The 26,554-nt window shown below is 69.6% G+C and carries 29 protein-coding genes, 1 tRNA gene and 1 pseudogene; 12 read left to right on the top strand and 19 right to left on the bottom strand.

Annotated features, from left to right (window positions below):
• Window positions 1-71 precede the first annotated feature (71 nt).
• The gene (locus tag ACTWQI_RS20425; RefSeq protein WP_443272411.1) at window positions 72-2,336 is read left to right on the top strand and encodes a transglycosylase domain-containing protein; all 2,265 of its coding nucleotides are present in this window, start codon (window positions 72-74) and stop codon (window positions 2,334-2,336) included.
• Window positions 2,337-2,382: 46 nt separating this feature from the next.
• Here the strand turns inward: ACTWQI_RS20425 and ACTWQI_RS20420 are convergent, their stop codons facing one another.
• Together ACTWQI_RS20420 and ACTWQI_RS20415 are read right to left on the bottom strand one after the other, a co-directional pair.
• Window positions 2,383-2,685, bottom strand: a complete 303-nt coding sequence (locus tag ACTWQI_RS20420; protein ID WP_443272453.1) for a GroES family chaperonin — start codon at window positions 2,683-2,685, stop codon at window positions 2,383-2,385.
• 112 nt (window positions 2,686-2,797) lie between these two features.
• Entirely contained in the window at window positions 2,798-3,118 is a 321-nt protein-coding gene (locus ACTWQI_RS20415) for a DUF3618 domain-containing protein (protein ID WP_443272409.1), read from the bottom strand.
• Between the two features lie 131 nt (window positions 3,119-3,249).
• On the opposite strand from ACTWQI_RS20415, the gene bcp reads away from it, so the two are divergent.
• Both bcp and ACTWQI_RS20405 read left to right on the top strand, forming a co-directional pair.
• Window positions 3,250-3,717, top strand: a complete 468-nt coding sequence (gene bcp, locus ACTWQI_RS20410) for a thioredoxin-dependent thiol peroxidase (RefSeq protein ID WP_443272407.1) — start codon at window positions 3,250-3,252, stop codon at window positions 3,715-3,717.
• A gap of 148 nt (window positions 3,718-3,865) precedes the next feature.
• A tRNA-Leu gene (locus ACTWQI_RS20405) sits at window positions 3,866-3,947 on the top strand.
• 58 nt (window positions 3,948-4,005) lie between these two features.
• Here the strand turns inward: ACTWQI_RS20405 and rdgB are convergent.
• The 4 genes from rdgB to ACTWQI_RS20385 all read right to left on the bottom strand — a co-directional run bounded on the left by rdgB (window position 4,006) and on the right by ACTWQI_RS20385 (window position 6,388).
• Window positions 4,006-4,608, bottom strand: coding sequence for an RdgB/HAM1 family non-canonical purine NTP pyrophosphatase (rdgB, locus tag ACTWQI_RS20400; RefSeq protein WP_443272406.1), 603 nt, complete (start codon window positions 4,606-4,608; stop codon window positions 4,006-4,008).
• Window positions 4,609-4,642: 34 nt separating this feature from the next.
• Window positions 4,643-5,035 (bottom strand): hypothetical protein, encoded by a 393-nt coding sequence (locus ACTWQI_RS20395; protein WP_443272405.1) that lies wholly within the window; start codon window positions 5,033-5,035, stop codon window positions 4,643-4,645.
• Window positions 5,036-5,161: 126 nt separating this feature from the next.
• A complete protein-coding gene (gene rph / locus ACTWQI_RS20390) occupies window positions 5,162-5,911 on the bottom strand; it encodes a ribonuclease PH (protein ID WP_443272404.1) in 750 nt (249 codons plus the stop codon).
• A gap of 129 nt (window positions 5,912-6,040) precedes the next feature.
• Window positions 6,041-6,388 carry a glucose PTS transporter subunit EIIB gene (locus tag ACTWQI_RS20385; RefSeq protein WP_443272402.1) on the bottom strand — a complete coding sequence of 116 codons (348 nt, stop codon included), beginning with the start codon at window positions 6,386-6,388 and terminating at the stop codon, window positions 6,041-6,043.
• A gap of 103 nt (window positions 6,389-6,491) precedes the next feature.
• On the opposite strand from ACTWQI_RS20385, the gene ACTWQI_RS20380 reads away from it, so the two are divergent.
• From ACTWQI_RS20380 to ACTWQI_RS20370, 3 genes are all read left to right on the top strand, one after another.
• Window positions 6,492-6,659, top strand: coding sequence for a hypothetical protein (locus ACTWQI_RS20380; protein WP_443272400.1), 168 nt, complete (start codon window positions 6,492-6,494; stop codon window positions 6,657-6,659).
• A gap of 195 nt (window positions 6,660-6,854) precedes the next feature.
• Entirely contained in the window at window positions 6,855-8,105 is a 1,251-nt protein-coding gene (locus ACTWQI_RS20375) for a PTS transporter subunit EIIC (RefSeq protein ID WP_443272399.1), read from the top strand.
• Window positions 8,106-8,256: 151 nt separating this feature from the next.
• Window positions 8,257-9,048 (top strand): hypothetical protein, encoded by a 792-nt coding sequence (locus ACTWQI_RS20370; RefSeq protein WP_443272398.1) that lies wholly within the window; start codon window positions 8,257-8,259, stop codon window positions 9,046-9,048.
• Here ACTWQI_RS20370 and ACTWQI_RS20365 read toward each other — a convergent pair whose 3' ends face one another.
• Entirely contained in the window at window positions 9,049-9,801 is a 753-nt protein-coding gene (locus ACTWQI_RS20365; RefSeq protein ID WP_443272397.1) for an MBL fold metallo-hydrolase, read from the bottom strand. It lies immediately after the preceding gene.
• Between the two features lie 243 nt (window positions 9,802-10,044).
• The gene (locus ACTWQI_RS20360) at window positions 10,045-11,178 is read right to left on the bottom strand and encodes a glutathione-independent formaldehyde dehydrogenase (RefSeq protein ID WP_443272396.1); all 1,134 of its coding nucleotides are present in this window, start codon (window positions 11,176-11,178) and stop codon (window positions 10,045-10,047) included.
• A gap of 220 nt (window positions 11,179-11,398) precedes the next feature.
• Between ACTWQI_RS20360 and ACTWQI_RS20355 the strand changes: the two genes are divergently transcribed.
• Window positions 11,399-11,587, top strand: coding sequence for a hypothetical protein (locus tag ACTWQI_RS20355; protein ID WP_443272395.1), 189 nt, complete (start codon window positions 11,399-11,401; stop codon window positions 11,585-11,587).
• Between the two features lie 67 nt (window positions 11,588-11,654).
• Here the strand turns inward: ACTWQI_RS20355 and ACTWQI_RS20350 are convergent, their stop codons facing one another.
• The 7 genes from ACTWQI_RS20350 to clpS all read right to left on the bottom strand — a co-directional run bounded on the left by ACTWQI_RS20350 (window position 11,655) and on the right by clpS (window position 16,585).
• A complete protein-coding gene (locus tag ACTWQI_RS20350; protein ID WP_443272394.1) occupies window positions 11,655-12,605 on the bottom strand; it encodes a PLP-dependent cysteine synthase family protein in 951 nt (316 codons plus the stop codon).
• On the bottom strand, window positions 12,605-12,883 hold the full coding sequence (locus tag ACTWQI_RS20345) for a MoaD/ThiS family protein (RefSeq protein WP_443272393.1): 279 nt from the start codon (window positions 12,881-12,883) through the stop codon (window positions 12,605-12,607). The genes ACTWQI_RS20350 and ACTWQI_RS20345 overlap by 1 nt, the downstream gene beginning before the upstream one ends.
• A 107-nt stretch (window positions 12,884-12,990) precedes the next feature.
• Window positions 12,991-13,116, bottom strand: a complete 126-nt coding sequence (locus ACTWQI_RS20340) for a putative leader peptide (RefSeq protein ID WP_443272391.1) — start codon at window positions 13,114-13,116, stop codon at window positions 12,991-12,993.
• Window positions 13,117-13,222: 106 nt separating this feature from the next.
• Complete coding sequence (locus tag ACTWQI_RS20335) at window positions 13,223-13,648, bottom strand: Mov34/MPN/PAD-1 family protein (RefSeq protein ID WP_443272389.1); 426 nt, start codon at window positions 13,646-13,648, stop codon at window positions 13,223-13,225.
• 246 nt (window positions 13,649-13,894) lie between these two features.
• Window positions 13,895-15,358, bottom strand: coding sequence for an amino acid permease (locus ACTWQI_RS20330; protein ID WP_443272387.1), 1,464 nt, complete (start codon window positions 15,356-15,358; stop codon window positions 13,895-13,897).
• 319 nt (window positions 15,359-15,677) lie between these two features.
• Window positions 15,678-16,274, bottom strand: coding sequence for a DUF2017 domain-containing protein (locus tag ACTWQI_RS20325; RefSeq protein WP_443272386.1), 597 nt, complete (start codon window positions 16,272-16,274; stop codon window positions 15,678-15,680).
• Entirely contained in the window at window positions 16,274-16,585 is a 312-nt protein-coding gene (clpS, locus tag ACTWQI_RS20320; protein WP_443272384.1) for an ATP-dependent Clp protease adapter ClpS, read from the bottom strand. The genes ACTWQI_RS20325 and clpS overlap by 1 nt, the downstream gene beginning before the upstream one ends.
• A 94-nt stretch (window positions 16,586-16,679) precedes the next feature.
• Here clpS and ACTWQI_RS20315 point away from each other — a divergent pair, with 94 nt between their 5' ends.
• Complete coding sequence (locus tag ACTWQI_RS20315; protein ID WP_443272382.1) at window positions 16,680-18,011, top strand: nicotinate phosphoribosyltransferase; 1,332 nt, start codon at window positions 16,680-16,682, stop codon at window positions 18,009-18,011.
• 455 nt (window positions 18,012-18,466) lie between these two features.
• A complete protein-coding gene (locus tag ACTWQI_RS20310) occupies window positions 18,467-19,051 on the top strand; it encodes an isochorismatase family protein (protein WP_443272380.1) in 585 nt (194 codons plus the stop codon).
• A gap of 171 nt (window positions 19,052-19,222) precedes the next feature.
• Here the strand turns inward: ACTWQI_RS20310 and ACTWQI_RS20305 are convergent.
• Window positions 19,223-19,549: pseudogene (locus tag ACTWQI_RS20305) on the bottom strand (hypothetical protein); the annotation flags it as partial.
• Between the two features lie 124 nt (window positions 19,550-19,673).
• Window positions 19,674-22,070 (bottom strand): immune inhibitor A domain-containing protein, encoded by a 2,397-nt coding sequence (locus ACTWQI_RS20300; RefSeq protein ID WP_443272451.1) that lies wholly within the window; start codon window positions 22,068-22,070, stop codon window positions 19,674-19,676.
• A gap of 397 nt (window positions 22,071-22,467) precedes the next feature.
• Between ACTWQI_RS20300 and ACTWQI_RS20295 the strand changes: the two genes are divergently transcribed.
• Window positions 22,468-22,860, top strand: coding sequence for a hypothetical protein (locus ACTWQI_RS20295; protein WP_443272379.1), 393 nt, complete (start codon window positions 22,468-22,470; stop codon window positions 22,858-22,860).
• A 25-nt stretch (window positions 22,861-22,885) separates the two neighbouring features.
• Here ACTWQI_RS20295 and ACTWQI_RS20290 read toward each other — a convergent pair whose 3' ends face one another.
• Together ACTWQI_RS20290 and ACTWQI_RS20285 are read right to left on the bottom strand one after the other, a co-directional pair.
• A complete protein-coding gene (locus ACTWQI_RS20290) occupies window positions 22,886-23,332 on the bottom strand; it encodes an RDD family protein (RefSeq protein ID WP_443272378.1) in 447 nt (148 codons plus the stop codon).
• A gap of 430 nt (window positions 23,333-23,762) precedes the next feature.
• Window positions 23,763-25,505 carry an RDD family protein gene (locus tag ACTWQI_RS20285; RefSeq protein ID WP_443272377.1) on the bottom strand — a complete coding sequence of 581 codons (1,743 nt, stop codon included), beginning with the start codon at window positions 25,503-25,505 and terminating at the stop codon, window positions 23,763-23,765.
• Between ACTWQI_RS20285 and ACTWQI_RS20280 the strand changes: the two genes are divergently transcribed.
• Both ACTWQI_RS20280 and ACTWQI_RS20275 read left to right on the top strand, forming a co-directional pair.
• Window positions 25,504-25,869: a hypothetical protein gene (locus ACTWQI_RS20280; RefSeq protein ID WP_443272375.1), complete on the top strand. Its 366-nt coding sequence runs from the start codon at window positions 25,504-25,506 to the stop codon at window positions 25,867-25,869. The genes ACTWQI_RS20285 and ACTWQI_RS20280 overlap by 2 nt on opposite strands.
• 169 nt (window positions 25,870-26,038) lie before the next feature.
• Complete coding sequence (locus tag ACTWQI_RS20275; RefSeq protein WP_443272373.1) at window positions 26,039-26,515, top strand: SsgA family sporulation/cell division regulator; 477 nt, start codon at window positions 26,039-26,041, stop codon at window positions 26,513-26,515.
• Window positions 26,516-26,554 lie beyond the last annotated feature (39 nt).

Below are 26,554 nucleotides of genomic sequence, written 5' to 3'. Positions count from 1 at the left end.
ACACCCACCACACCCCACAAACACCCCGCCACGGCACAACCGTCGGCGGTGGCCTAGGAGTCCCTACCTACATGAGCCACGATCCGCAGCAGCAGACCGACCGGGGCATCGCCCCTCCGGGCTGGGCACCCGGAGGCGGCATCAGGCCACCGCACCCCGAGGGCCCGGAGCGGACCGGGCTGCGCCGGTTCGTCCCCACCTGGCGGATGGTGGTCGGCGGGCTGCTGCTGATCCTGTTGCTCCTCACCGGCGGCTTCGTCGCCGGCTACATGCTGGTCGACATCCCGCCCGCGAACGCCGCCGCCGTCAAGCAGAGCAACGTGTATCTGTACGCCGACGGCTCCCAACTCGCCCGCGACGGCGAGGTCAACCGCGAGAACGTCACCCTCAGCCAGATCCCGAAGTCCGTACAGCACGCCGTGCTCTCCGCCGAGGACCGGGACTTCTACTCCGAGTCGGCCATCGACCCCATGGCCATGATCCGCGCCGCCTGGAACACGGTCACCGGCAAGGGCAAACAGTCCGGCTCCACGATCACCCAGCAGTACGTCAAGAACTACTACCTGGGGCAGGAGCAGACGATCACCCGCAAGGTGAAGGAGTTCTTCATCGCGATCAAGCTCGATCGGGAGAAGAGCAAGGACGACATCCTGACCGGTTACCTGAACACCAGTTACTTCGGGCGCAACGCCTACGGTATCCAGTCCGCCGCCCACGCCTACTACGGCAAGGACTCCGAGGACCTCAGCACCGCCGAAGGCGCCTACCTGGCCGCGCTGCTCAACGCGCCCAGCGTGTACGACGTCAATGCCCATCCCGACAACCGGGCCAAGGCCGAAGCCCGCTGGAACTACGTTCTCGACGGGATGGTGAAGGAACGCTGGCTCGACCCCGCCGATCGCACCGCGATGACGTTCCCCATGCCCGGCAGGAACAAGGCCCCCTCCGGGATGTCCGGACAGCGCGGCTATCTCGTCGAGGCCGTCAACGCCTACCTCACCAGCCACGGCATCCTCGACGAGGACACCCTCCAGGCAGGCGGGTACCGGATCACCACGACCCTCGAGAAGCGGAAGCAGAGGGCGCTCGCCGACGCGGTGAAGGACCAGCTCATGAGCAAGCTGAGCGACTCCCGCAAGGTCGACCGCTATGTCAGGGCCGGCGGCGCCTCGATCGACCCGGACACCGGCAAGGTCGTCGCCATGTACGGCGGCATCGACTACACCAAGCAGTACGTCAACAACGCCACCCGCCGCGACTACCAGGTCGGCTCCACGTTCAAGCCGTTCGTCTTCGCCTCGGCCGTCGAGAACGACTCCACCACCCAGGACGGCCGCAGGATCACCCCGAGCACCATGTACGACGGCACGAACAAGCGGCCCGTCCAAGGCCCCAACGGGCCCGTCGGCTACGCCCCCGAGAACGAGGACGACCGCTCGTACGGCCAGATCACGGTCACCGAAGCCACCGACAAGTCCGTCAACTCCGTCTACGCGCAGATGGGCGCGGACGTCGGCCCGGACAAGGTCAAGCAGACGGCGATCGCCCTCGGCATCCCCAAGGACACCCCGAGCCTCAAGGAAGCCCGCTACTCCCTCCCCCTCGGCGTGGTCAACGCCGGCGTCCTCGACATGGCCCAGGCCTACGCGACCCTCGCCAACCACGGCGAACACGGCGTCTACGCCCTCGTCGAGAAGGTCACCAAGGGCGGCCAGAGCGTCGACCTGCCGCAGCACAGCGACGAGGAGGCCGTCCCGCGCGAGGCCGCCGACACCACGACCTCCATCCTGCAGAGCGTGGTCGAGAGCGGCACGGGCACCGCCGCACAGTCCGCGGGCCGCCCGGCCGCCGGTAAGACCGGCACCGCGGAGGAGGACAAGGCCGCCTGGTTCGCCGGCTACACGCCCGACCTCGCGACCGTCGTCGCCGTGATGGGCCAGGACCCCGACAGCGGGAAGCAGAAGCCGCTCTACGGGGCCACCGGGCTGCCGCGGATCAACGGCGGCGGATACCCGGCCCAGATCTGGGGCCAGTACACCGCGGAGGCCCTCAAGGGCAGCCCCGTCAAGTCCTTCGACCTCCAGCTGGCCAGCGGCGCCGAGACCCCGAGCCTTCCGCCGCAGACCTCGGTCTCCCCAGAGCCGCCTACCCCAAGCCAGCCGCCGTCCGAGTTCCCGCCGACCACGCTGCCGCCGTCCTGGCCACCGTCCTGGCCGCCGACCGACGTCCCGACGTCACCGCCCACGAGCTGGCCCACGGAGCCGACCGACACCCCGAGCTCGCCGATCACCACCCAGAACCAGGAGATGTACAACCCCTACTACTACGGCTACTGAGCCACAGCTACGGCTGCAAGCCACGGGTGCGGCAGCGGCTGCTGAGCTACAAGTAGAGCCCGGTCGAGTCCTCGGCCCCCTCCAGCCGCTCGGACGCGACCGCATGCAGATCCCGCTCTCGCATCAGCAGGTACGCGACGCCGCGGACCTCGACCTCGGCACGGTCCTCCGGGTCGTAGAGCACCCGGTCCCCCGGCTCCACGGTGCGTACGTTCTGCCCGACCGCGACCACCTCGGCCCACGCCAGCCGGCGGCCGACCGCCGCCGTCGCCGGGATGACGATGCCGCCGCTGGAGCGGCGCTCGCCCTCAGAGATGTCGGTGCGGACCAGCACCCGGTCGTGCAGCATCCGGATGGGCAGTTTGTCGTGGGTCGGGTTCGTGCTCACGCCAAGACCGTACCTTTCCGCGGGCGGCGGGGCGGGCAGGGGGCAGGCATCCGGGGCTATGGGGGCGCGGGAGTCAGCCCCGGCGGCGCCGCACGGAGACGGCGAAGAGACCGACCAGCGCGACGGCGGCCAGCGCCACGGGCACGATCCGCTCCAGCCGCGGGGAGCCGTCCTCGGACACCAGCTGAGCCCGCACACCCGACACGGCACGGTTCGCAGCCACATACGCCTGGCCCGCCGTACGGTCAACCGTCGACGCCGCCTTCGCCTTCGCGCCGCCCAGGATCGTCTTCGGGTGCACCCGCACCGCGATCTCGTCGAGCGTCACCGCGAGCTCCTGGCGCCTGCGGGCGATGTCCGCCTCGATCTGCGCCGGGGTCCTGGCATCCGACACCGCGCTGCCTCCGTCGTCTTGGTTGTCCGTGATGGACAGTCTGTCAGCTCCGCACTACGGGTGCCCCATGGCACCCCCAACCGCGGGGCTAGTCTCTGCGGTAGCCACCATCGATGAGGAGAGCCACGACCATGAGCGAGCGACTGCAGCCGGGCGACACCGCCCCCGCCTTCACCCTGCCCGACGCCGACGGCAACGAGATCTCGCTCGCCGACCATGACGGCCGCAAGGTCATCGTGTACTTCTACCCGGCCGCCCTCACCCCCGGCTGCACGAAGCAGGCCTGCGACTTCACCGACAACCTGGAGCTCCTGGCGGAGGCGGGTTACGACGTCATCGGCGTCTCCCCGGACAAGCCCGAGAAGCTCGCGAGGTTCCGCGAGAAGGAAGACTTGAAGGTCACGCTCGTCGGCGACCCGTCGAAGGAGACCATGGCCGCCTACGGCGCATTCGGCGAGAAGAAGCTCTACGGAAAGACCGTCACCGGCGTGATCCGCTCCACCGTGATCGTCGACGAAGCGGGCAAGGTCGAGCAGGCCCTCTACAACGTCAAGGCCACCGGCCACGTCGCCAAGATCATCAAAGACCTGGGCATCTGACGCCCGCCCACCCGCTCAAGGCGCCCCTCGCCCACCGGGCGAGGGGCCTTTCCGTATCACCGATCGCAACCGACGGAGGGAACGTCGAGCCATAAGCGCTTCTCCCACGTGGCGCGCTGCCGCAGCCCGCTACCATGGCTGGCGGCTAGCGGCCGTGGCGCAGTGGCGACGCAGCAGGTTTAGGTCCTGTGGCCCGAGAGGGCTTGAGGGTTCGAATCCCTTCGGCCGCACGCACCGATCAATCGAAGGCCCGTCGCGAAGCGGTTCGCGGCGGGCCCTCGACGCCTCTCAGTCGAGCATTTCGCGGATGACCGGGGCCAGGGCGCGGAAGGCCTTGCCGCGGTGGCTGATCGCGTTCTTCTCCTCAGGGGTCATCTCGGCGCAGGTGCGGGTCTCGCCCTCGGGTTGGAGGATCGGGTCGTAGCCGAAGCCGCCCTCGCCCGCCGGGGCGTGGCGGAGGGTGCCGTGGAGGCGGCCCTCGACGACGCGTTCCCTGCCGTCGGGGAAGGCGAGCGCGGCCGCGCAGGCGAAGTGGGCTGTGCGGTGAGGGCCGGTGATGTCCTCGAGCTGGGCGAGGAGGAGCTCCAGGTTGGCACGGTCGTCGCCGTGCTTGCCCGCCCAGCGGGCGGAGAAGATGCCGGGTGCGCCGCCCAGGACGTCCACGCACAGGCCGGAGTCGTCGGCGACCGCCGGGAGGCCGGTGGCGCGGGCCAGGGCGTGGGCCTTGAGCAGGGCGTTCTCGGCGAAGGTGATGCCGGACTCCTTGACGTCGGGGACGTCGGGGTAGGCGTCGGCGCCGACGAGTTCCACGGAGAGGCCAGCCCCCGCCAGGATGGCGCGCAGTTCGGTGACCTTGTTGGCGTTGCGGGTGGCGAGGATCAGACGCTGCATGGGCCGATTATCCCGATCGCCCGGCGATCGGCCGTCACGGGGAGCAGACCTTGGTGAGTTCGGAGGTCGCGTCCGTGATGGGCGTGATGTCCGGGTTTTCACCCTGCTCTATCGCCTCGCGGACGTTCTTCACGCCGGCGTTGAGGTCGTTCACGGCCTTCTCGACGTCGGCGTTGTCGGTCTTGTCGCCGAGGTCGGCCAGGTTCTTGTCGATCTGGTCGAGGGCCCGCTGCGCTTCGGCCGGGTTTTCGCCGGCGTCGCCGACGGCCTGCTGGAGGTCCTCGACATTGTTCGACACGGTGGTTGCGGTCTGTGCGCAGTCCAGCGCCTTGTCGACGGCGCTGCACGCGGCGAGGGCCGGGGCGGCGAGGGCGAGGGCGGCTGTGGCTGCGAGGGCGGTGGTGCGGCGGAGGCGTCGGTGGGCCATGGAGTGGGTCCTCCCCTTGGTGATCGGACGGGCGTACGGACATGGTGCCGTACGCCCGTACCCGTAAGAACGCTCGGGACCCCTCGCGGGGTTGCGGAGCCGTCGGTGCGGGCCGCGGACCTGCAGCTACCGGCCCGCGGGCTGCTGGAGCGGCTTCGCAAGTGCCTCGCGCTGGGCGGAGTCGAGCTGGGCGCAGCCCGCCACCGCGAGGTCCAGCATGAGGCCGAGTTCCTCGCGCGCGAAGGGGACGCCTTCCGCGGTGCCCTGGACTTCGACGAAGCGGCCGTCGCCGGTGCAGACGACGTTCATGTCGGTCTCGGCGCGGACGTCCTCCTCGTAACAGAGGTCGAGGAGCGGGACGCCGCCGACGATGCCGACGCTGACGGCCGAGACGGTGCCGATGAGCGGCTTACGGCCGTGCTTGATCAGCTTCTTGGACTGGGCCCAGGCGATGGCGTCGGCGAGTGCGACGTAGGCGCCGGTGATGGCGGCGGTGCGGGTGCCGCCGTCGGCCTGGAGGACGTCGCAGTCGAGGACGATGGTGTTCTCGCCGAGGGCTTTGTAGTCGATGACCGCGCGCAGGGAACGCCCGATCAGCCGGGAGATCTCGTGGGTGCGGCCGCCGATCTTGCCTCGTACGGATTCGCGGTCGCCGCGGGTGTTGGTGGAGCGGGGCAGCATGGAGTACTCGGCGGTGACCCATCCCTCTCCGCCGCCTTTGCGCCAGCGGGGTACACCTTCGGTGACGCTGGCGGTGCAGAGGACCTTGGTGTCGCCGAAGGAGATGAGGACCGAGCCCTCGGCGTGCTTGCTCCATCCGCGCTCGATGGTGACGGGGCGCAGCTGGTCGGGGACCCGACCGTCGATACGAGACATGTGGATGACCTTATCGGCTGCGCGGAGAGCCCCGTTCCAGGTGCGAACGGGGCCCGGGGGCGCGGGGATCGGAGGGGCGGATCCGCGTGCGCGGGAGCGACCGCTTCCCTGCCGGGGAAGGTCAGTGGCTCACATGAGGTCTTCGATCTCGCCGGCGATGGGGTCGGCGTCCGTGCCGATGACGACCTGGATGGCGGTGCCCATCTTGACGACGCCGTGGGCGCCGGCGGCCTTGAGCGCGGCCTCGTTGACGAGGGAGGCGTCGTTGACTTCAGTGCGAAGGCGGGTGATGCAGCCTTCGACCTCGACGATGTTGTCGATTCCGCCGAGCCCGGCGACGATCTTCTCAGCCTTGGTGGCCATGTCCCACTCCTGCGTGTCTCGAGGCTTCGGCGTCGCCGCCGAGTTTCCAAACGGTAACGCACGATTGGCCCATTTTCGCGGGCGCGTGTTCGCCGTCTGGCGAAGGATGACCATCACTGGTCCCGCGCCCGCGGGGGTTGCGGTACCAAGCCGTGCTGGGACTGGTCTACACCACATTGCCGCGCCTACAAAACGGGCCGCCCCGGGGAGGATGCCGATGATCTCCGACGTCGACGTGCGACTCGGGCCGCCTCGGTTCGCCATCGGGTCGGCGATCGGCTTCGCGAAGACGGCGGGCGGCTCGACGGCGCGATCGGCTGCGGCGGGCTTTCCGATCCGCCACAAACGTCCTGACGGTCCATCCGGTGCGTCATTCGCCTCGTGATCAGCGTCTTCGGCCTCCGAACTCCGGGGCGCCAGCCGGACCAGATCGACAGGGACACCATCAAGTGACCTATCCGTGACCGAAAGGATGCCGATAGCAGTGGTTCCTTATCCGGTCCTCACCTGCTAGAACAGGTCTACACCAGTCAGTGGTGTAGACCATGCCGTGTCGGATATAGCGCCTAAGGAACCCCATATGAGTACGTCGACCGCGGCCGCGGCACCCGCGAAGAAGCGGGGCTCCGGCCTTTTCCAGGGCTTGCAGAAGGTCGGTCGCAGCCTCCAGCTGCCGATCGCCGTTCTCCCGGCCGCCGGTATTCTCCTCCGCCTCGGCCAGCCGGATGTCTTCGGCGACAAGGGCCTGGGGTGGGACAAGGTCGCGGCCGTCTTCGCCACGGCCGGCGGCGCCATCTTCGACAATCTGCCGCTGCTGTTCTGCATCGGCGTGGCGATCGGCTTCGCCAAGAAGGCCGACGGCTCCACCGCCCTCGCCGCCTTGGTCGGCTTCCTCGTCTACAAGAACGTGCTGACCGCCTTCCCTGTCAGCGAACTGCAGGTCAAGGCCGGTGAGGACGTCGCCGCGGTCTACCACAACCCGGGCGTGCTCGGCGGCATCATCATGGGTCTGCTCAGCGCGGTGTTCTGGCAGCGCTACCACCGCACGAAGCTGGTCGACTGGCTCGGCTTCTTCAACGGCCGCCGTCTCGTCCCGATCATCATGGCGTTCGTCGGCACCCTCGTCGGTGTGGTCTTCGGCCTGATCTGGGGTCCGGTCGGTGAGGTGATCACCTCGGTCGGCGAGTGGATGACGGGCCTCGGTGCCGCCGGCGCCGGCCTCTTCGGCCTGATCAACCGCGCGCTGATCCCGATCGGCATGCACCAGTTCGTGAACACGGTCGCGTGGTTCGAGCTCGGCTCCTTCACCGATGCCGCCGACAAGGTCGTCCACGGCGACCTGAACCGCTACTTCGCCGGTGACGCCGCCGCCGGGCAGTTCATGTCGGGCTTCTTCCCGATCATGATGTTCGGCCTGCCCGCCGCCGCGCTCGCCATCGCCCACTGCGCGCGTCCCGAGCGCCGCAAGGCCGTCATGGGCATGATGATCTCGGTGGCGCTCACCTCGTTCGTCACCGGTGTCACCGAGCCGATCGAGTTCTCGTTCCTGTTCATCGCGCCGCTGCTCTACGCGATCCACGCCGTACTGACCGCCCTCTCGATGGCCATCACCTGGGCCCTGGGCGTGCATGCCGGCTTCACCTTCTCGGCCGGTGCGATCGACTATCTGCTCAACTGGAACCTGGCCACCAAGCCCTTGCTGATCATCCCGATCGGCCTGGTCTTCGCGGCGATCTACTACGTGGTCTTCCGCTTCGCGATCCTCAAGTTCAATCTCGCCACCCCGGGCCGCGAGCCCGAGGAGGAAGTCGAGGACGTCACCAAGGCCTGATCCCGCTCGGCGCGAGGCCCCCGGTCGTGGACGACCGGGGGCCTCCTCATGTCCAGCCGCGCCCACGACCCCGCAAGGCGCCGGGGCCTCCTCGGCGGACCGGCCGCCGCGCTCGCCGGTGATCTCCTCGGCTGTCGGTTAGCGTTTCGGTGTGTGGACGTTGGCGCAGGGCGGCTGGTTCCGACGGGAGATCGTCGACACGGGCCTGCTGCCGCTCTTCGTCTTCCTCTGCTCCTTCATCGCGGGATTCGGTTTCATCCGCCTGAGTGTGCGCATGATCCGGGCCCAGGTGCGCTGGTGGCCGGGCAACATCAGGCACGGCGGCCTGCATATCCACCACGTCGTCTTCGGTGTCGTCTTCATGGTGGTCAGCGGCGTTTCACTGATCCTGGTGAACGCCCCCTCGGATACCGAGAAGTCCGTGCTCGCCGGAGTCTTCGGGGTGGGCGCCGCGCTCGTCCTCGACGAATTCGCGCTCATCCTGCATCTGCGGGACGTGTACTGGACCGAGGCGGGCCGGACGTCCGTCGACGCCGTGTTTGTGGCCGTCGCCCTCTGTGGTCTCGTCCTGCTGGGATTCCGCCCGTTCGCGCTCATCGACCTGGCGGCCTACCAGGCGGACCCGACCGCCGGGAAGGCCGTCCTGCTCGCCGCCTACCTGGTCCTCCAGCTCGGCCTGGCGGTCGTCACCCTCCTCAAGGGCAAGGTGTGGACCGGCCTCGTGGGGCTCTTCGTCTTCCCGCTCCTGCTCATCGGCGCCTTCCGGCTCAGCCGCCCGGAGGCTCCCTGGGCGCGCTGGCGCTACCGCAACAAGCCGAAGCGGCTGGCGCGGGCGGTCCGGCGGGACGAACGCTGGCGGCATCCGGTGATCAGCGCGAAGATCAAGTTCCAGGAGTTCCTGTCCGGCCGGCATGACCTGCCGGACAAGTGGCGCGACCGGTGATCAGACCTCGTACACGACGCCGGGGCGGGCCAGTTCGACCGGACCGTCGAAGGCCTCGCGGGCGTCCCGCAGATTCACCTGCGGATCGGTCCACGGCGGGATGTGCGTGAGCACCAGCCGCCCGACGCGCGCCTGCTGGGCGTGCTCCCCCGCTTCCCGCCCGTTGAGGTGCAGTTCCGGTACGTCCTCCTTGCCATGCGTGAAGGACGCCTCGCACAGGAAGAGGTCCGCGCTGTCGGCCAGGCCGTGCAACGCAGCGCACACCCCGGTGTCCCCGGAGTAGGTGAGCGTGCGGCCGGCGTGCTCGAGCCGGAAGCCGTACGCCTCGACCGGATGGCAGACCCGGTCCGTGGTCACCGTGAACGGCCCGACGGCGAAGCTGCCCGGTTCCAGGGTGCGGAAGTCGAAGACCTCGCTCATCGACTTCTCGGACGGCACGTCGTCGTACGCCTTGGTCAGCCGCTGCTCGGTGCCCACCGGGCCGTACACCGGGAGTGCGTCGGCCCGCCCACCGTCGTGCCGGTAGTAGCGGGCGACGAAATAACCGCACATGTCGATGCAGTGGTCGGCGTGGAGATGGCTGAGCAGTACGGCGTCGAGGTCGTAGAGACCACAGTGGCGCTGCAGCTCGCCGAGGGCGCCATTGCCCATGTCGAGGAGCAGCCGGAAGCCGTCGGCTTCGACGAGGTAGCTCGAGCAGGCCGAGTCCGCGGACGGGAACGACCCCGAGCAGCCGACGACGGTGAGCTTCATGAAGCTGGAACCTCCGGTCAGGTGACGTTCCGGGGGGCGTGCGGTCCGTCGAGCGTAAGGCGCGAAAGGGCTGGTCGCCCCTCCACGGGCCGCTGTTGTGGGCGAACTCACCCGATCCGGGGCGTCCTCGCTGCCGACCCGCCATCCAGTTCTTCGAGGCAGATTCCGGCTGGGCCGGATGGACGACAGAGGGTACGTCGGCGCCCCCGCGGATCCGCGGGGGCGCTGCCCGGATGATCGCTGCTACGGGTGCAGGACGACCTTGGTGTAGCCCTCGATCCGTTTGTCGAACTTGTCGTACGCCGCGGGCGCCTGTTCCAGGGGCAGCTCGTGGGAGACGACGAAGCTCGGCTTGGCCCGGCCCTCGATGATCATGTCGCGGAGGTACCGGTTGTAGCGCTTCACGTTGCACTGACCCGTGCCCAGCTTCAGGCCCTTCTCGAAGAGCCGTCCGATCGCGACGAGGAGCATGCCGTGCTTGGCGTCCTCGGTCGGGCCACCGGGGTCGGCCGGGACGTAGAGCCCGGGCACGCCGAGCATGCCGGTGGCCCGCACCGTCTCGACCAGCGAGTTCAGTACGGTCGCCGGCTCCTCCCGTTCCTCGGTACGCGCCATGGCCTGGTATCCGACGGCGTCCACGCCCTTGTCGGTGCCCTCTCCGTCGGTCTGCTCCTTGATCTGCTCCACCGGGTTGCCTTCGGTGAAGTTGATCGGGATCGCGCCGATCTCGCGGGCCTTCTCCAGCCGTGCGGGGACCCGGTCCACGCTGAACACCTTCTTCGCGCCACGCAGCAGCGCGGAGTAGGCGGCCATCAGACCGACGGGGCCACCGCCGTAGACCGCGACGCTCTCGCCAGGCCGGACCTGGGCCAGTTCGCAGCCGTGGTAGCCGGTCGGGAAGATGTCCGCGAGCAGGATGAAGTCGCTCTCGTACTCCTTGCCTTCCGGCAGCTTCAGGCAGTTGAAGTCGGCGTACGGCACCCGCAGGTACTCGGCCTGGCCGCCCGGCCAGGGGCCCATGGCGACGTAGCCGTAAGCGCCGCCCGCAAAGCCCGGGTTGACGGTCAGACAGAATCCGGTGAACCCGTCGAGGCAGTTCTTGCAGAACCCGCAGGCGACGTTGAAGGGCATGACGACGCGGTCGCCCTTCTTGAGCGAGGTGACGCCCTCGCCGCAGTCCTCGATGATCCCCATGTTCTCGTGGCCGAACACGATGCCGGCCTCGGCCGCGGTGCGGCCCTCGTACATGTGCAGATCGGAGCCACAGATCGCGGTGGACGTCACCCGTACGACGACATCGTTCGGGTGCTGGATCCGCGGCCTCTCGACCTCTTCGACCGCGACACTGAACGGTCCCTTGTAGACGACGGCCTTCATGCTTTCCACCTCCGCTCGACGCTGCTCTCGCTGCTGCCTCGCAGCGAACGGCACCGGGTCGAACGTGCCCTCATGAGGCTGGGAAGCACGAGGCGGCACGGCACCGCTCCTGCCACGTGACCTATTTCTCATGATTCACCGGCCTGAATCAATCGACAAGCCGGTAATCTCGGGCTCAAACGGTCACCCACTGTGCAGTACCGGGAGGAGGGCGAGAAGCGTGGCAGAGCGCCTTGGCACCTTGATCGTCCCCGTGCCCGGCCTGTCTGGAACGACTTACCCTCCGGGAACGACCGTGACCATCCGTGGTCGCGGGGCGATCGTCGACGGCTTCGTCAACGGAGACTGGCTGCCGCTCGAGTGGTGGGAGTTCTGCGACGGCCTCCGCGAGGACGTCGCGGACCGCTGACCGCGCGGCCCCGGACCGCGGCACCGGAAGGCCCACGGCCCACCTCTCCGGCCCGTCCCGGCAGGTCCTAGGCCCAGAGCTGCCCCTGCAGGGCCTCCACCGCCGCTTCCGTCGATTCGGCCGTGTAGATCCCCGTCGACAGGTACTTCCAGCCGCCGTCGGCCACCACGAACACGATGTCCGCCGACTCCCCCGCCTTGACCGCCTTGCGCGCGATGCCCAGCGCAGCGTGCAGCGCCGCCCCCGTGGAGACGCCCGCGAAAATCCCCTCCTGCTGAAGGAGTTCGCGCGTCCGCCGCACCGCGTCCTCCGAGCCCACGGAGAAACGGGTCGTGAGCACCGTCTCGTCGTACAGCTCCGGGACGAAGCCCTCGTCCAGGTTCCGCAGGCCGTAGACGAGATCGTCGTACCGCGGCTCGGCTGCGACGATCTTGATGCCGGGTACCTTCTCGCGCAGGAAGCGGCCCACGCCCATCAGCGTGCCGGTGGTGCCGAGCCCGGCCACGAAGTGGGTGATCGTGGGGAGGTCCGCGAGGATCTCCGGGCCGGTCGTCGCGTAGTGCGCGCCCGCGTTGTCCGGATTGCCGTACTGGTAGAGCATGACCCAGTCCGGGTGCTCCGCCGCCAGCTCCTTGGCCACCCGTACGGCCGTGTTGGATCCACCGGCTGCCGGGGAGGAGATGATCTCCGCGCCCCACATGGCGAGCAGCTGCCGCCGTTCCTCCGAGGTGTTCTCGGGCATGACGCACACGATGCGGTAGCCCTTGAGCTTGGCCGCCATCGCCAGCGAGATGCCGGTGTTGCCCGAGGTCGGCTCGAGGATCGTGCAGCCCGGGGTCAGGCGACCGTTCTTCTCCGCCTGCTCGATCATGTGGAGGGCGGGCCGGTCCTTGACCGAGCCGGTCGGATTGCGGTCCTCCAGCTTCGCCCAGATCCGGACGTCCTCCGACGGGGACAGCCGCGGGAGGCGCACCAGCGGAGTGTGGCCGACCGCCGCCAGCGGGGAGTCGTACCGCATCAGCCGGCGCCGCCCGCGACGGCGGGAAGGATGGTGACGCTGTCGCCGTCGGACAGCTTCGTGGAGATCCCCTCGAGGAAGCGGACGTCCTCGTCGTTGAGGTAGACGTTCACGAAGCGGCGCAGCGTGCCGCCGTCGACCAGGCGCTCGCGGATGCCGGCGTGCCGCGACTCGAGGTCCGCGAAGAGCTCGTCGAGCGTGGCACCGCTGCCCTCGACCGCCTTCTGGCCGTCGGTGTAACTGCGGAGGATGGTGGGGATGCGGACCTCGATGGCCATGAGCGGGCTCCTGTCGGGATGAGGCGGAGGGCGCGCGGCGACGTCCTGCGCCGGCGGCGTGAGAGTCGGGAAAGCAGAAGAGCAGTGGTGCGTACGCCGCGGCGGGATCAGGCCGTACGGCAGGCAGCGGGGCAGCGCGGACAGATGGCGCTGGCGAGGCGGCACAGGTCGACGTGCAGCCGCGCCACGAGCAGCATGCCCGGCGTCTTCTCGCTCACGTCGTGGAGAACCATGGGCACATCGTATCGATTCCCCGTCCGCGCTCCGAGATCCGGTCCCAGGATGCGGACGTCGCCTTGGACACGTGCCGAGCCCGGCGCCCCGGTGGTGGCCGTGACCTCAGGGGGACGGGACGACCTTCACCTCTTCCTCGGTGACCTCGCTGTCGACGATCCGGAAGGAACGGAACTCCACCGGTCCCTCGTCATTCCCGCACTCGGCCGTCGAGACCAGGACGTAGTGCGCTCCGGGCTCGTTGGCGTAGCCGATGTCGGTACGGGAGGGGTACGCCTCAGTGGCCGTGTGCGAGTGGTAGATCACCACGGGCTCCTCGTCCCGGTCGTCCATCTCGCGGTACAGCTTCAGCAGATCCGCCGAGTCGAACTCGTAGAACGTCGGCGACCGGGCCGCGTTGAGCATCGGCACGAAGCGCTCCGGACTGTCGGAGCCGGCGGGCCCGGCGATCACCCCGCACGCCTCGTCGGGGTGGTCCTGGCGCGCGTGCGCGACGATCCGGTCGTGGAGCTCCTGGGTGATGGTCAGCATGCGCTCAGGATAGGAGGGGCGCGCAGCGCTTCGTCTGAGGGTGGCGGTGGGAGACGGGAGGGCAAGAGCGACGGCACGCTGGGGGTCCCCCGGGCGGTGGGGGAGTCCCGGTTCGAGGGCCGTCCTCGGCGGACGGACAAAGACCAGGCGGCCTCCCGGAGCATGCTCCGGGAGGCCGCCTGGTCTTGACGTGTAGCCGCCGCACCTCGTGCAGAGGCAGACGCAGCCGCAGCCGCGTCGGCTCGGTCACTTCGAGGCGTACTCCGGCGTCCGCTCCTCGACCGCATCCGCGATCTGCGGGTTGCGGCTCTTCAGGATCGCCCAGCCGACGGCCAGGCACACGGCCCAGAACGCCCCGACGTACAGCGAGACCCGCGCATCCTTGTCGTACGCGATCAGACCGGTGACGAAGACCAGGCAGGCCAGCGCCACCCAGCTGAGGACCGCGCCGCCCGGAGCCGGGAAGGACGAGGCCGGAAGCCGCCCCGCCCGCACCGCGCGCCGGTACAGGATGTGGCTGATCAGGATCATCATCCAGGTCCAGACTCCCGCCGCGGTGGCCACCGAGGTGACGTAGCCGAAGGCCTTCTCCGGAACGACGTAGTTCAGGAGCACGCCGATGGCCATCAGGGCGACGGAGACGGTGATGCCGAGGGCCGGGGTCTTGCGGGAGTTGAGCCTGCCGAAGACCTTCGGGGCCTCGCTGTTGGCGGCGAGATCACGCAGCATCCGGCCGGTGGAGTACATGCCGGAGTTGCAGGAGGACAGCGCCGCGGTCAGCACGACGAAGTTGACGATGCCGGCTGCCAGCGGGATGCCCATGGACTTGAAGGCCTGGACGAACGGGCTCTCCCCCGCGGAGAACTCGGTCCACTTGATCACGGCGAGCAGGACGGTGAGGGAACCGACGTAGAAGATGATGATGCGCCACGGCAGGGTGTTGATCGCCTTGGGCAGGGTCTTCTCCGGGTTCTCGGACTCGCCTGCGGTGACGCCGACGAGCTCGACGGCGAGGTAGGCGAACATGACGCCCTGCAGCGTCATCAGGCTGGAGCCGATGCCGTTCGGGAAGATCCCGTGGTGCGCCCAGATGTTGGAGGCGGCCGCGGTCTCACCGGCCTCGGAGAAGCCGAGGGTGAGCACACCGAGACCGATCACGATCATGCCGATGATCGCGGTGACCTTGATCATCGAGAACCAGAACTCGACCTCGCCGAAGATCTTCACCGAGATCAGGTTGACGCCGAACAGCACCACCAGGAAGACCAGCGCGCTGACCCACTGCGGGATCTCAGGGAACCAGAAGTGGATGTAGATCGCGGCCGCGGTGAGCTCGGCCATGCCGGTCACGACCCACATGAGCCAGTACGTCCAGCCGGTGGCGTAACCGAAGAACGGGCCGAGGAACTCCCGGGCGTACTCCGCGAAGGAACCCGAGACCGGCCGATAGAGGAGCAGCTCGCCGAGCGCTCGCATGATGAAGAAGATGACCACGCCCGCGAGGGCGTACATCAGGATGATGCTGGGACCGGCCTTTGCGATGTTCGCTCCGGCACCCATGAAGAGTCCGACGCCGATGGCGCCGCCGATGGCGATCATTTGGACCTGGCGACTGCCGAGTCCCCGCTGGTAGCCCTCCTCAGGGGTGTTGCCCGTGGCCCCGTTGCCAGCAGCGTTGTCGTCCTGTCGCGCGACCCGCACTGAGGTCATGAATGCTGCGCCTTTCTCCACGCCCGACCCGCCTTGGTACGAATCGGGTCCCGACCCCCCCGGAAATGGATGGAGTTGCACGTCGGCGATCCGCCGACTCAGCACGCTGCCGCGACGGTTGGTGTCGCGGCAGGCGTCGGGGATGTCTATCACGGGCCGGGTCGTGTTCCGTGGAGGTGGATGTGCGGGAGATCACAGAGAGAAGCGGACATACGACGACAACCACCCTCAACTGCTGCGAGAGTGGTTGCGCGATCGTTATTCGGATTTGAGTGTCCGTTGAGCGAACAGCGGGTGTGGCCCGGCCCGATGGGGACGATCAGGGCGTGAGGGTCTCGACGAGCGACTCCTGGAGCCCGCCGAGCCAGAGGTACGCCATCACCATCGGCTTCCGCGGATCGGAGTCCGGCAGCCGGTAGAGCCCGTCACCGCCATCATCCTCCTCCGTCACCTCGAGCCGGGTCCCGATGGCGAGCCGCAGGTCGTTGAGCGCGCCGAGCCAGTGCCGGGACTCCTCGGGCCCCAGCTTGAGCACCGCACCGCCATCGCCCGCCACCGTGAGGCCGTCGAGCGAGCGGATGACGGCGAGCGCGTCGTCGCGCTTGCGGGCGCGCAGGTCGTTCTCGGTGTAGCGGCGGAACTCCGCCGACAGCGCCTGCGCCTCCCCGTCGTCCGGCTTGGCGTCCGGACCGCCGTACGCATCCGGGAAGAGCCGGGCGAGCGCAGGGTCGGACGGCGGCTCGCTGGGCCCCTCGGAGAAGAGCTCGGCGAGCGGATCCTCGCCCTCGACGGGCCGGTCCCCCGGGCCGACCAGCTCGACCAGCTGCACGGCGAGGCTACGGAGGATCGCGATCTCGACCTCGTCGAGCGCTACCGCCGCCCCACCGCCGGGGATGGCTTCGAACAGTCCTGCCATCAGCGGTCCTGCTGCAGGGTCGCCCACAGCCCGAAGCCGTGCATCGCCTGTACGTCGCGCTCCATCTCCTCGCGCGTGCCCTGCGAGACGACGGCGCGGCCCTTGTGGTGCACATCGAGCATCAACTTGCGGGCCTTGTCCTTGGGATAGCCGAAGTACGTCTGGAAGACGTAGGTCATATAGCTCATGAGGTTGACCGGATCGTTGTGCACCAGAGTCACCCACGGGACATCGGGCTCGGGCACCGGGGAGGATGCCTCGCTCGACTCGGGCCGCTCGATCTCGACGGGTGCAACACTCACGCGTCCCATGCTGCCACCCGGGAAGTGCCGCTGCACAAACGGCCTCGGTTAAACCTCACCGAGAAATCGTCAAAGTGACGGTAATGGGGGTAGCATCGTTGCCATGAACACTGCGGACCTGCTCGGCCTGCCGGTGACCGTGCCCTCGACTGCGCTCTTCACCGATCACTACGAGCTCACGATGCTGCAAGCCGCGCTGCAGGCGGGCACGGCCGAGCGACGCTCCGTCTTCGAGGTCTTCACCCGCCGCCTGCCCGAGGGGCGCCGGTACGGCGTCGTGGCCGGGACCGGGCGGGTCCTGGACGCGGTGCAGAACTTCCGCTTCGACAAGGCCGTCCTGGAGTTCCTGCGCCGCCGCGGGGTGGTCGACGAGCCGACGCTGCAGTGGCTCGCCGACTACCGCTTCCGCGGTGGCATCTGGGGCTACCCGGAGGGCGAGGTCTACTTCCCCGGGTCGCCGATCCTGCGCGTGGAGGGCACGTTCGCCGAGGCCGTGCTGCTGGAGACGGTCGTCCTCTCGATCCTCAATCACGACTCGGCGGTGGCCGCCGCGGCGTCCCGGATGGCGGTGGCGGCAGGGGGCCGGCCGCTGATCGAGATGGGCGCGCGGCGCACGCACGAGCTGGCGGCGGTGGCCGCGTCGCGCGCCGCGTACGTCGGCGGCTTCTCCTCGACCTCCGACCTCGCGGCGGGTTTTCGCTACGGCATTCCGACCGTGGGCACCAGCGCCCACGCCTTCACGCTGCTGCACGACAGCGAGCGGGACGCGTTCACCGCACAGATCGAGTCCCTCGGCCGCGGCACCACGCTGCTGGTGGACACGTTCGACGTCGCCGAGGCCGTACGGGCGGCGGTGGACCTCGCCGGGCCGGAACTGGGCGCCGTACGGATCGACTCCGGGGACCTGCTCCTCGTCGCCCACCGGGTGCGGCAGCAGCTGGACGACCTGGGCGCGAAGGGCACCAAGATCGTGGTGACCAGCGATCTGGACGAATACGCGATCGCCTCGCTGGCCGCGGCTCCGGTGGACGCCTACGGCGTCGGAACTCAGCTGGTGACCGGCAGCGGCCACCCGACCTGCTCGATGGTCTACAAACTGGTCGCCCGCTCCGAGTCCGCCGGTCCGGAGGCGCCGCTCTTGCCGGTGGCGAAGAAGTCGCTGGGCGGGAAGATCTCGATCGGCGGCCGCAAGTGGGCGGCCCGGCGGCTGGACGAGAACGGCGTGGCCGAGGCGGAGGTCGTCGGCACAGGGCCGGTTGCGCCGGAACTGGCGGACCGGCAACTGCTGGTCGAACTCGTCCGGGGCGGCGAGATCCTCGGGCGCGAGACCCTCGACACGATCCGGGACCGCCATACCGCCGCCAGAGCGGGCCTGCCGATCTCCGCGATACAGCTGTCGAAGGGCGAGCCCGTGCTCCCCACGGAGTACGCATGAGGCCTCCCGGCCAGGGCCTCCCGGCAACGCGGCCCGCGTCCCGCCGCGGGCTGCGCACCCGGACGGGCCCACCGGGCGCACTGCCGACACGCGGCACGCAGACACCGTTCCCACCAGCATGCGCCGTCCCGGCCAACCGCCGACCGCACCGCCGGAGCACGGCGGCCAGCGCAGCCGAGCCACCGGGGCCACCGGCCAGGGCCGCACGGTACAGCTGATGCGGGAGCGCGGTGCAGCCGCGACCGCGCTCGCAGGCTCGCAGCCGATCGGCTCCGGTGCCGTGGTCGGCACCGCCGGGCGGCACTTAGCAGGAGAGGCCCTCTCCCGCAAGGGCTGCCGAGTCTCTACGCTCAGAGGCAGGGGCGGTCTCCGGCCATACCGGTCCGGATCGTCAGCGGCCTCCGTCACGCGACCCCACCCGATCCCGCCGCTCCTCACCAGCCGAAGGGCACGCCATGCAACGGGCACTCATAGTCGTCGACGTGCAGAACGACTTCTGCGAGGGCGGCAGCCTCGCTGTCGCCGGGGGCGCGGACGTCGCCGCCGCCATCACGGATCTGATCGCGGAGGCGACACCCGGTTACCGTCACACCGTCGCCACCCGTGACTTTCACATCGAGCCGGGGGGCCACTTCTCGGACAATCCGGACTACGAACGCTCCTGGCCTCCGCACTGCATCGCCGGCACGGAAGGCAGCAGCTTCCACCCGAATTTCGCGCCCGTCATCGCTTCCGGGGCGATAGACGCGGTCTTCTCCAAGGGCGCGTACGCGGCGGCGTACAGCGGTTTCGAGGGCACCGACGAGAACGGCACCCCGCTCGCCGGCTGGCTCCGGGCCCGCGGCGTGACCGAGGTCGACGTGGTCGGCATCGCGACCGATCACTGCATACGGGCCACCACGCTCGATGCGCTGCGCGAGGGGTTCACCACCCACGTCCTGCTCGACCTGACCGCTGGCGTGGCGCCGCACACCACCGAGCGGGCGCTGGAGGACATGCGCGCGGCAGGCGCGAAGCTCAGCGGCAAACCGGTCGTCTGACCTCCCCTAGGGCGCCGCGGAGCGGGCCCACTGGGCCAGGACCGTATCCCAGTCCCACGCGCCCGGGTCGGCGGCCCGGACCGGCTGAGCCGGCCACTCCGCCGGGAGCGGCGCCCGGTCCGGGTCCTGGACGAGGTCGTGCGCCGGCCGGGCCGGGCCGGTGGGGTTCTGGGCCGGCGGGCGCAGCAGCGTACGGATCGGCTGCCAGGCCTCCGTGTCGTCGTGCGGGGACGCACGCCAGACCAGCCCGTCGGGGTGGTGCAGCACGGCGGTGATCTCGTCAGGCGTCGGCGGATCCGTGTTGCCCCGCAGATACACCGACCGGAGCCCCAGATTCCGCAGCCGCGTCAGCGCCCGTGCCCGGTTGGCGGCGTGCACGAGCACCCGGACCCGTACGGCGTCGCGGAGGCCCTCGCCCGGCGCCCGGTGCGGGCGCGGCAGCGACAGCGCGACTACCACGCTGCCGCCGGGAAGCTTGCTGAATCCTCCACCGGCCATGCCCTCGGATCTCCCCCGTGAGACGTCATGTCAATAAGAAAGCTTGCCAGAGCATCTAAGCGCTAACGGCCGCCGCCCGCTAGAGGGCGGCGGCCGTTACCGCTCTGACCTGCGAAGATGAGAGTTACTTCACGGAAGGTCCAACCTTCACGGTCATCGTCGCTCCATCCCGGGCCTCCTTGACGATCCGGATCCGGGTATTGCTGTCAGTAACCTTCACCCCTGCGGTCGGGTTCGACTCGTACCAGTAGGTACCCCTGTGGTCGTCGAAGACCGACACGCCCTTCTTCGACATGACCTTCGTGGGCTTGCCGTCGTTGTGGAGGGTGAAGCCGTCCGTGGCGTAGCGGCTGAAGGGCGAGTCGTAGCTCTGGATGCGGTTGCGCATCAGCGCACCGCTCGCCCACTTCGCCGGCGTGGCGTGCGCGTCGATCGGCAGGACCAGGCCACTCCCCGGGTGGACACCCACGTTGTTGTCCGCCTGCGAGGTGTCCCACAGCCACAGCAGCAGGCCGTTCTGGTACGGGAAGTGCTCCACCCAGTGCGGCCGCGTCGAGGTGAAACCGAAGTTGTACGGGCCGACCTTGAGGGTCTTGTCGTACGACACGTACTGCCGGTTCTCCGCGATGTAGTACTGCGAGTACGGCTTGGTGAAGGACTCGCCGATGCGCGAGAAGCCCGTCGCCGTCCAGCCGTTGTCATCGCCCTCGGCGCCGTCCGTGAACAGCGCCTTGCCGTCGGCGAGGACGCTGATCGCATCGGCCGCGAAGCCCTTCTGCGCCACACCGCCGTCCGTCAGGTAGCGGAAGCGGAGGTCGATCTTCTTGCCCGCGTAGGCGTCCAGCGGGTAGACGAGGCTCTTGTACGCCCCCGAGACACCGGTCAGCGCCGGCTTGTCCCCGCCGTCCCGGGTGATGGGCTTGCCGTCCGCGGTGCCGTCCAGCGGCGTCCAGTTGGCGCCCCCGTCCGTGGACACCTCGGCGTAGAGGTAGTCGTACCCCTCCTCGATGTCCCACCAGCCCTTGAGCTCCAGCGAGGCCTTGGACTTGCCGGTGAGGTCGACGGGGCGGCTGAGGGTGTTCCTCAGGTCGTCGCCCATGCCGCTCCACCACTGCTTGGTGCCCTCGGCGGGCTTCACGATGGTGGTGGTCACGGGCTTGGCGGGCAGCTCGACCACGAGGGCCTGCTTGTTCTTGGTGTTGTACTCGGCGACGCCCAGCTTGTGCACGGACCTGGTCGCGGCCTTGGCCTTGCCGTAGTTGAGCCAGCCGAGCTGCAGCTTGTCCCAGGCGGTCATGTCGCCCGGCAGGTCGCCGATGGACTCCTTGCCGGTGCCCAGCCAGGAGCCCGAGGACATCAGCGACCAGAAGCCCGTGGAGTTCTCGCCCTTGCCGGTGGTGTCGTAGAGGTCGGGCAGGCCCAGGTCGTGGCCGTACTCGTGGGCGAAGACCCCGAGGCCGCCGTTCTCCGGCTGCATGGTGTAGTCGCCGACCCAGGTGCCGGTGTCACCGATCTGGGTGCCGCCGGACTTGTTGTCCGGCGGGCCGGTCTTCCCCGCGTCCGTGCCGTATGCGTACCAGCGGTGGGCCCAGAGCGCGTTCTCGCCCTCCTTGCCGCCGCCCGCCGACTCGTCCTCGCCCGCGTGGACGATCTGGAAGTGGTCGATGTAGCCGTCGGCCTCGTTGAAGTTGCCGTCGGCGTCGAAGTCGTAGCGGTCCCAGGCGTCGTACTTGGCCAGCTGGGCCTTGATCTGCTCCGGGGTCTTGCCGGCGGCCTTCTGGTCGGCGGTCCACTGGTTGACCCCGTCGCGCACCGCGTCCCAGACGTTGGGGCAGTTCTTGTCGCCGCAGTAGTTCGAGCCGTAGCGGGCCTCGTTCCACTCGACCTTGACCCAGTCGGAGACCTCGCCATCCACCGAGTAACGGCCCGAGGACTGCCGCTCGTAGTACTTCTTCAGGGACTCCTTGTCCTTGGCCTTCGAGAAGTACAGGTCCTCGAAGTGCTTGCGGTTGAAGTCCTCGCGCCAGGCCGTGCTGTTGTCGGTCGCACGGTCCGGCTTGGCTATCGCATTGTGCTTCGGCCCGGGCTCGCCGCCGTACTTCTTCACCGGCGGCTTGGGGCCCTCCGGCCCGTCCGGGTCGAACATCGTGGTGTCGTCGACCTTGTCGCCGAACTCCACGAGAACGGTGAAGATCTTGTCGGTCTTCTCCCGGCCCAGTTCGACGTACTTGCCCCTGTCGAGCTTGACGACCTGCGAGGCGCCGCGGCGCTCAGCCTTCGCCTCCCCGGTCAGCACCTGCTGGAGCGCGTCCTCGCGCTGTTCCTCCTGCTGCTTGCTGTACGGGCCTTCCAGGTCGTGGTCGACGTGGTGCTTCGCGGGCGCCGGATCACGGCGCTCGACCCGATCGGCGCCCGGACGGTCATCGGCCTGGGCGGCGGCACCGGCGGTGAGCGCAGCCGCACCGATGGCGGCGACTGCGGTCACCAGGGCGGCGGCTCTCCTGGTCCGCCGCCGACTCATCACGTTGTTCACCTGACGTTGTCCCTCCCCGATTACGGCGTGGTCAGGGGGCATTGGACCGGAGTCGGCGAGGAAAAGACAGACCTTGACTTGCACACGTAAGGGGACGTACGTTTTCGGGTTCGCGTGACCCGGAGAGCGGACGGCGGGGCGAAAGCCGAACAGGCGCGCTCATCTCACCAGTTGGAATCCGTGATGACTCGATGCGCCCCCTGTGCATCCACCGTGGGTTAGGTCACGCTTGCCAGTCGTTCTGCTCGGGCACACAGGACTTAGAGTCATGTGTCAGCGCCAACGCTGCGCTCTCCCGGGGAGCCGCGCTACCGGGACGGTGACTCGACACCCCCTATACGTGGTGACTCGACACCCCCGACTTGCCCCGAGGACGGAACCCGCCATGCCGCGTCCGACTGCCGCACAGCTCGCCTACGGTTCGGCCACCGTCGTCTTCTCGACTGTGGCCATGCTCCTGCTCTCCCAGACCCACTCGGGCATCGGGGTGGTGGTCATCGCCTTCGCCGGGCTCGCGTTGGGGCTTCTGGTGGCCGTGACGGTGCCACTGCCGCGTACGGACGTGCCGCGTACGGATGAGGCGCGTACGGACGTGGCCCCGGCACATGGCACGGCGCATCGGACGCGCCCGATACGGACGTGCACCAACTCCGCCGACTCCGCCAGGCCAGCTTCCCCAGTGGCCGCCTCCGAACGACGGCTCGCCTCCCGGGCGCCGCACCCGAGGACCCACGCGACCGCCGGTTCGCACGTCGGGGAGCACTCGCTCCGCCGCTGAAGAAACGATCGGCTGCGCCGCCGAGCTAACCCGCCTCGACCACCACGGTCTTGGCCGCCTTGTCGTGGAGACACTGCTGGTACGGCTTGTCCCAGGTGCACCACAGCACGTTGACCAGCCAGAAGACGGGCCAGCCGCAGCACGGCACGAGCACCGGCAGGATGTAGACGCAGGCGCGGATCCAGGCGGGCGAACCGGCGGGGACGGCTCCGTTCTCCAGCAGGGCGACGCGGATGTTCATCACCTTCTTGCCCACCGTCTGGCCTGAGCTGGCCAGCATCAGCCCTTCGTAGAGCAGATACGCGAGCACCACCACGCCCTGGACGATGGCGGCCTTGCCGTTGTCGTCGGCGTCGGCGGGGTCGTAACCCCCGACGATCGCATACATGGCGAGACCGACCGGAACCCAGATCAGCAGCAGGTCGATGATGCGGGCGACAAGTCGCTTGCCGCGGTTGGCGAGCGGGGGCATGCCGGCGAGTGGCTCGGGGCCGTACGGCGCACCGCCGGTTGGAGCCTCACCGGGACCGCCGGGTCCCGGCTCGTACGGGCCACCGCCAGGCGGGGGCGGAGTGCCACCGGGAGGAGGTGGCGGCGGAGCGCCGTCGTACGGCGATCCGCCGCCGGGAGCACCGGGACCACCAGGCTCACCAGGGCCGCCGTCCATCGGCGGAGTGGGAGGCCGCTTCCGGAAGGGGTCGTCCTCCGGCGGCTCACCAGAACCTGGCGTCGGCTGATCGGTGCTCATGTCCCCCAGTCGACTGCCGGGGTGAGGGCACCGCAGCCCGGCCGGAGCCGTTCGGGGGACCGTCGCCCGGTCGTACGGCGCCCGGCGGACCGGCGCACCAGCGGACCCGGCGGACCCGGCGGAGAACTCCCCCAGCTAACGCTGGGGGTGCCCCCTAGCCTGCGGAGCCTTCGCGGCCGTCGCCGGCCACGAAGGTCCGGGCCGCCTTGTCGTGCCAGCACTGGCGCCACGGCCGGTCGATGACACCCCACAGGACGCCCACGACGCCGATGCCGAGGAGGCCGAGCACGCTGTAGAGCGACCAGCGGCGGAAGGCGGCTCCGAAGGCGGGAGGTTCGTTGGAGTCGATGTCCAGCACCTTCACCCGGCACAGGCGCTTGCCGAGCGTCCGGCCCCACTTGGCGGTGGGCAGAACCTCGAAGAGCAGACCCGCGACGAGCAGAACGCCGAGGACGATGCCGAGGTAGCCGCCGGTGGTGCCGTCGAGGAGCCAGACGGTCACGGTCTCGCCGCTGAGCTTCGCCGCCTCGATCTTCTGGTCGATGTGGTCGACGGCCTTCTGACCGAGCGGCACGGCAGGGGCCGCGATGATCGCGCCGAGGAGGACGCTGTCGATCAGCCGGGCGGCGAACCGGGGCCCGAGCGTGGCGGGCCGCACGGACGCCTGCGCCTGGGCGGCCTGCAGGAAGGGGTCGTTCACCGGGGGGCGCCAGGGCGTGACAGGCCCGGACTCGGAGTCGCCCTGCCCGGACGTCCCGGAGTCGCTGTGCGCGAGCTGGTGAACCTGCTGGGCCCAGGAAGGCTGTCCGCCGCCGGGGCCTTGGGTGACGGGCGGCGGCAGCGACGGGCTGGGCTGCGGTGGGACGCCGCCGTCCGTCCGCGCGGGTGCGGGAGCGGGCGCCCCGGCGGAACCCTGCGCTGCGGCGGACGGGGAGGCGGATGCAGATGCGGGGCCCGACGCGGGAGTCTGCGCACCTCCGGGGCCGGAACCCGGCCTCAGGGAACGGATGGCCATGGTGCCGTCGCCGGCGGCCGCGCCGGTCTCCCGGGGGGTGGCGCGGATCGCCATCGTCTCGTCACGCCGCTGGGCGGAGGTGCGGTCGCGGGCCGGGGGAGCGGTGGCGTCGCCCCCGGTGGCCCCGGGTTTCGGGGCGCGGATGGCCATGGTGCCGTCGGCCGGGCGGTCGGTGTCCGAGGAACCGGCGTCCCGCCTCCGGTCCGCCCGGATGACCTGCGTGCCGGCGTCACGGGGGCCTCGGTCACGGGACGACGGCCCGCTCCCGGGGTCCGCTGCCCCTTCACGGGACGCGCCCGCAGCCGACGCCCCGCTGTCACGACCGGCGTCCGCGGGCCGGTCGGACGAAGCCGACCCGGCGCTCGACCCGGCTCCGCCTCCTCCCGTTCCTGAGTCTGCCGGGTCCGATCCCCAGGAGACACGGTGGTCGTCGTCGCCGAAGCCGGTCTGGCGGGAGGCGTCCGCCTGCCATGCGGAGGCGGGTTCGGGGCGGGAGCCATGGAGACGGCGAGGGTCGTTCCAGTCCGTCTCGGCGGACTGCCGTACGTCCATCCGGCCGCGCGACCGTTGCTCCGGAAGCGCTGCACCGACACCCGGCCCGGAACCGGCCCCCGAGTCGGCCGACTCCTCGTCGAGGAACATCGGCCCGGTCTCCTCGGTCGCCTGTGCGGGGACATCGGGAGCGGAGGCGGTCTGTCGTTGGGGGGGCGGCGCAGCACCCTGGGGCGGCACGGGCATGTCCTCGCCGTCCTTCGGCGCCGGCCTGCTCGTACCCGGCACCCACGCGGCGCCGTTCCAGTACCGGATATATCCGGGGATGGACGGATCCGGGTAGTACCCGGGCAGGGGTACGTTCTCGCTGCCGCCACCGGGGGTCGTCATGTCCCCAACTCCCATCACCAAGCAACACCGCGACTGTCCACGGGCTACGCGTCGCACCTGCAGCGCGATCGGCGCGTACCTCCGCCTGTCCAAGGAGGACATTAACGAAGAACGGAGGGAGCGGTGGCAGCAGACCAACCGCGAGACGCCCGTCGAACAGCAGACTGAGGACGAGGAGGCCGAGCGCGGACACTCGAATGGGGAACGGTTCGCCAGGCTGTACGAGAATCCCGGCGCGAGCGCCGAGGAGCGCGACGAGGCGGGGCGCAAGCGCCGGCCGGAACCTTCGTCGGGCCACGCAACCCGCCCGCGGCGACTGCCCGGGGCCGGATCGGAGCGCCCGTTCCTGATCGTTCACGCATAGCAGACGCCGCGCACGGCCGGGCCTTTCCCGTCGAAATCGCCACCGTCGCCTGGGCGCAGGAAAAAACTTGAGAGATTTTCGCGAAACCGCGTCATCGACGCCGAGGTGTTCGGTCTCACCGTGTGCGGGCCCGTGTGCGGGGCCGCCGCACAAGGAAAGGACGACGTTCATGCACACCGTGGTGGAACGAGAGCTCGAGATCGACCTGGTGCTGTCGCCGGAGCGCAGCATCCCCGTCCCGGCCCGGCTGGCCTACCGCACGGACGACCCGTACGCCGTGCACATCACCTTCCACGTCGGCTCGGACTCCCCCGTCAGCTGGACGTTCGCCCGTGAACTGCTCGTCGAGGGCGTGTTCCGCGCGTGCGGGCGCGGGGATGTGCGGATCTGGCCGACGAAAGTCGACACGCGTAGCGTCGTCTGTCTGGCGCTGTCGTCGCCGGACGGCAACGCGCTGCTGGAGGCCTCTGCGGCGGCGGTGTCCGCATGGTTGGAGCGGACGCTGCGGGTGGTGGCACCGGGGCATGAGCAAGCGTGGCTGGCCATCGACCATGCCCTGCACGATCTGCTCGCCCCCGCCGGGTCCGACGATCAGCGGTCACGCGATCCCTGGCCCTCCGACGAGGCGCCGGAGGCCGGTGCGTGAAGGCTCGGGCGGCGCGGGATCGTTACTGCGACCGCGTGA

The organism is Streptomyces sp. KR80, assembly GCF_052245555.1.
Classification (GTDB): Bacteria; Actinomycetota; Actinomycetes; order Streptomycetales; family Streptomycetaceae; genus Streptomyces.
The sequence above is the reverse complement of the archived record's forward strand: the minus strand, read 5'-3'. Positions and strand labels throughout refer to the sequence as shown.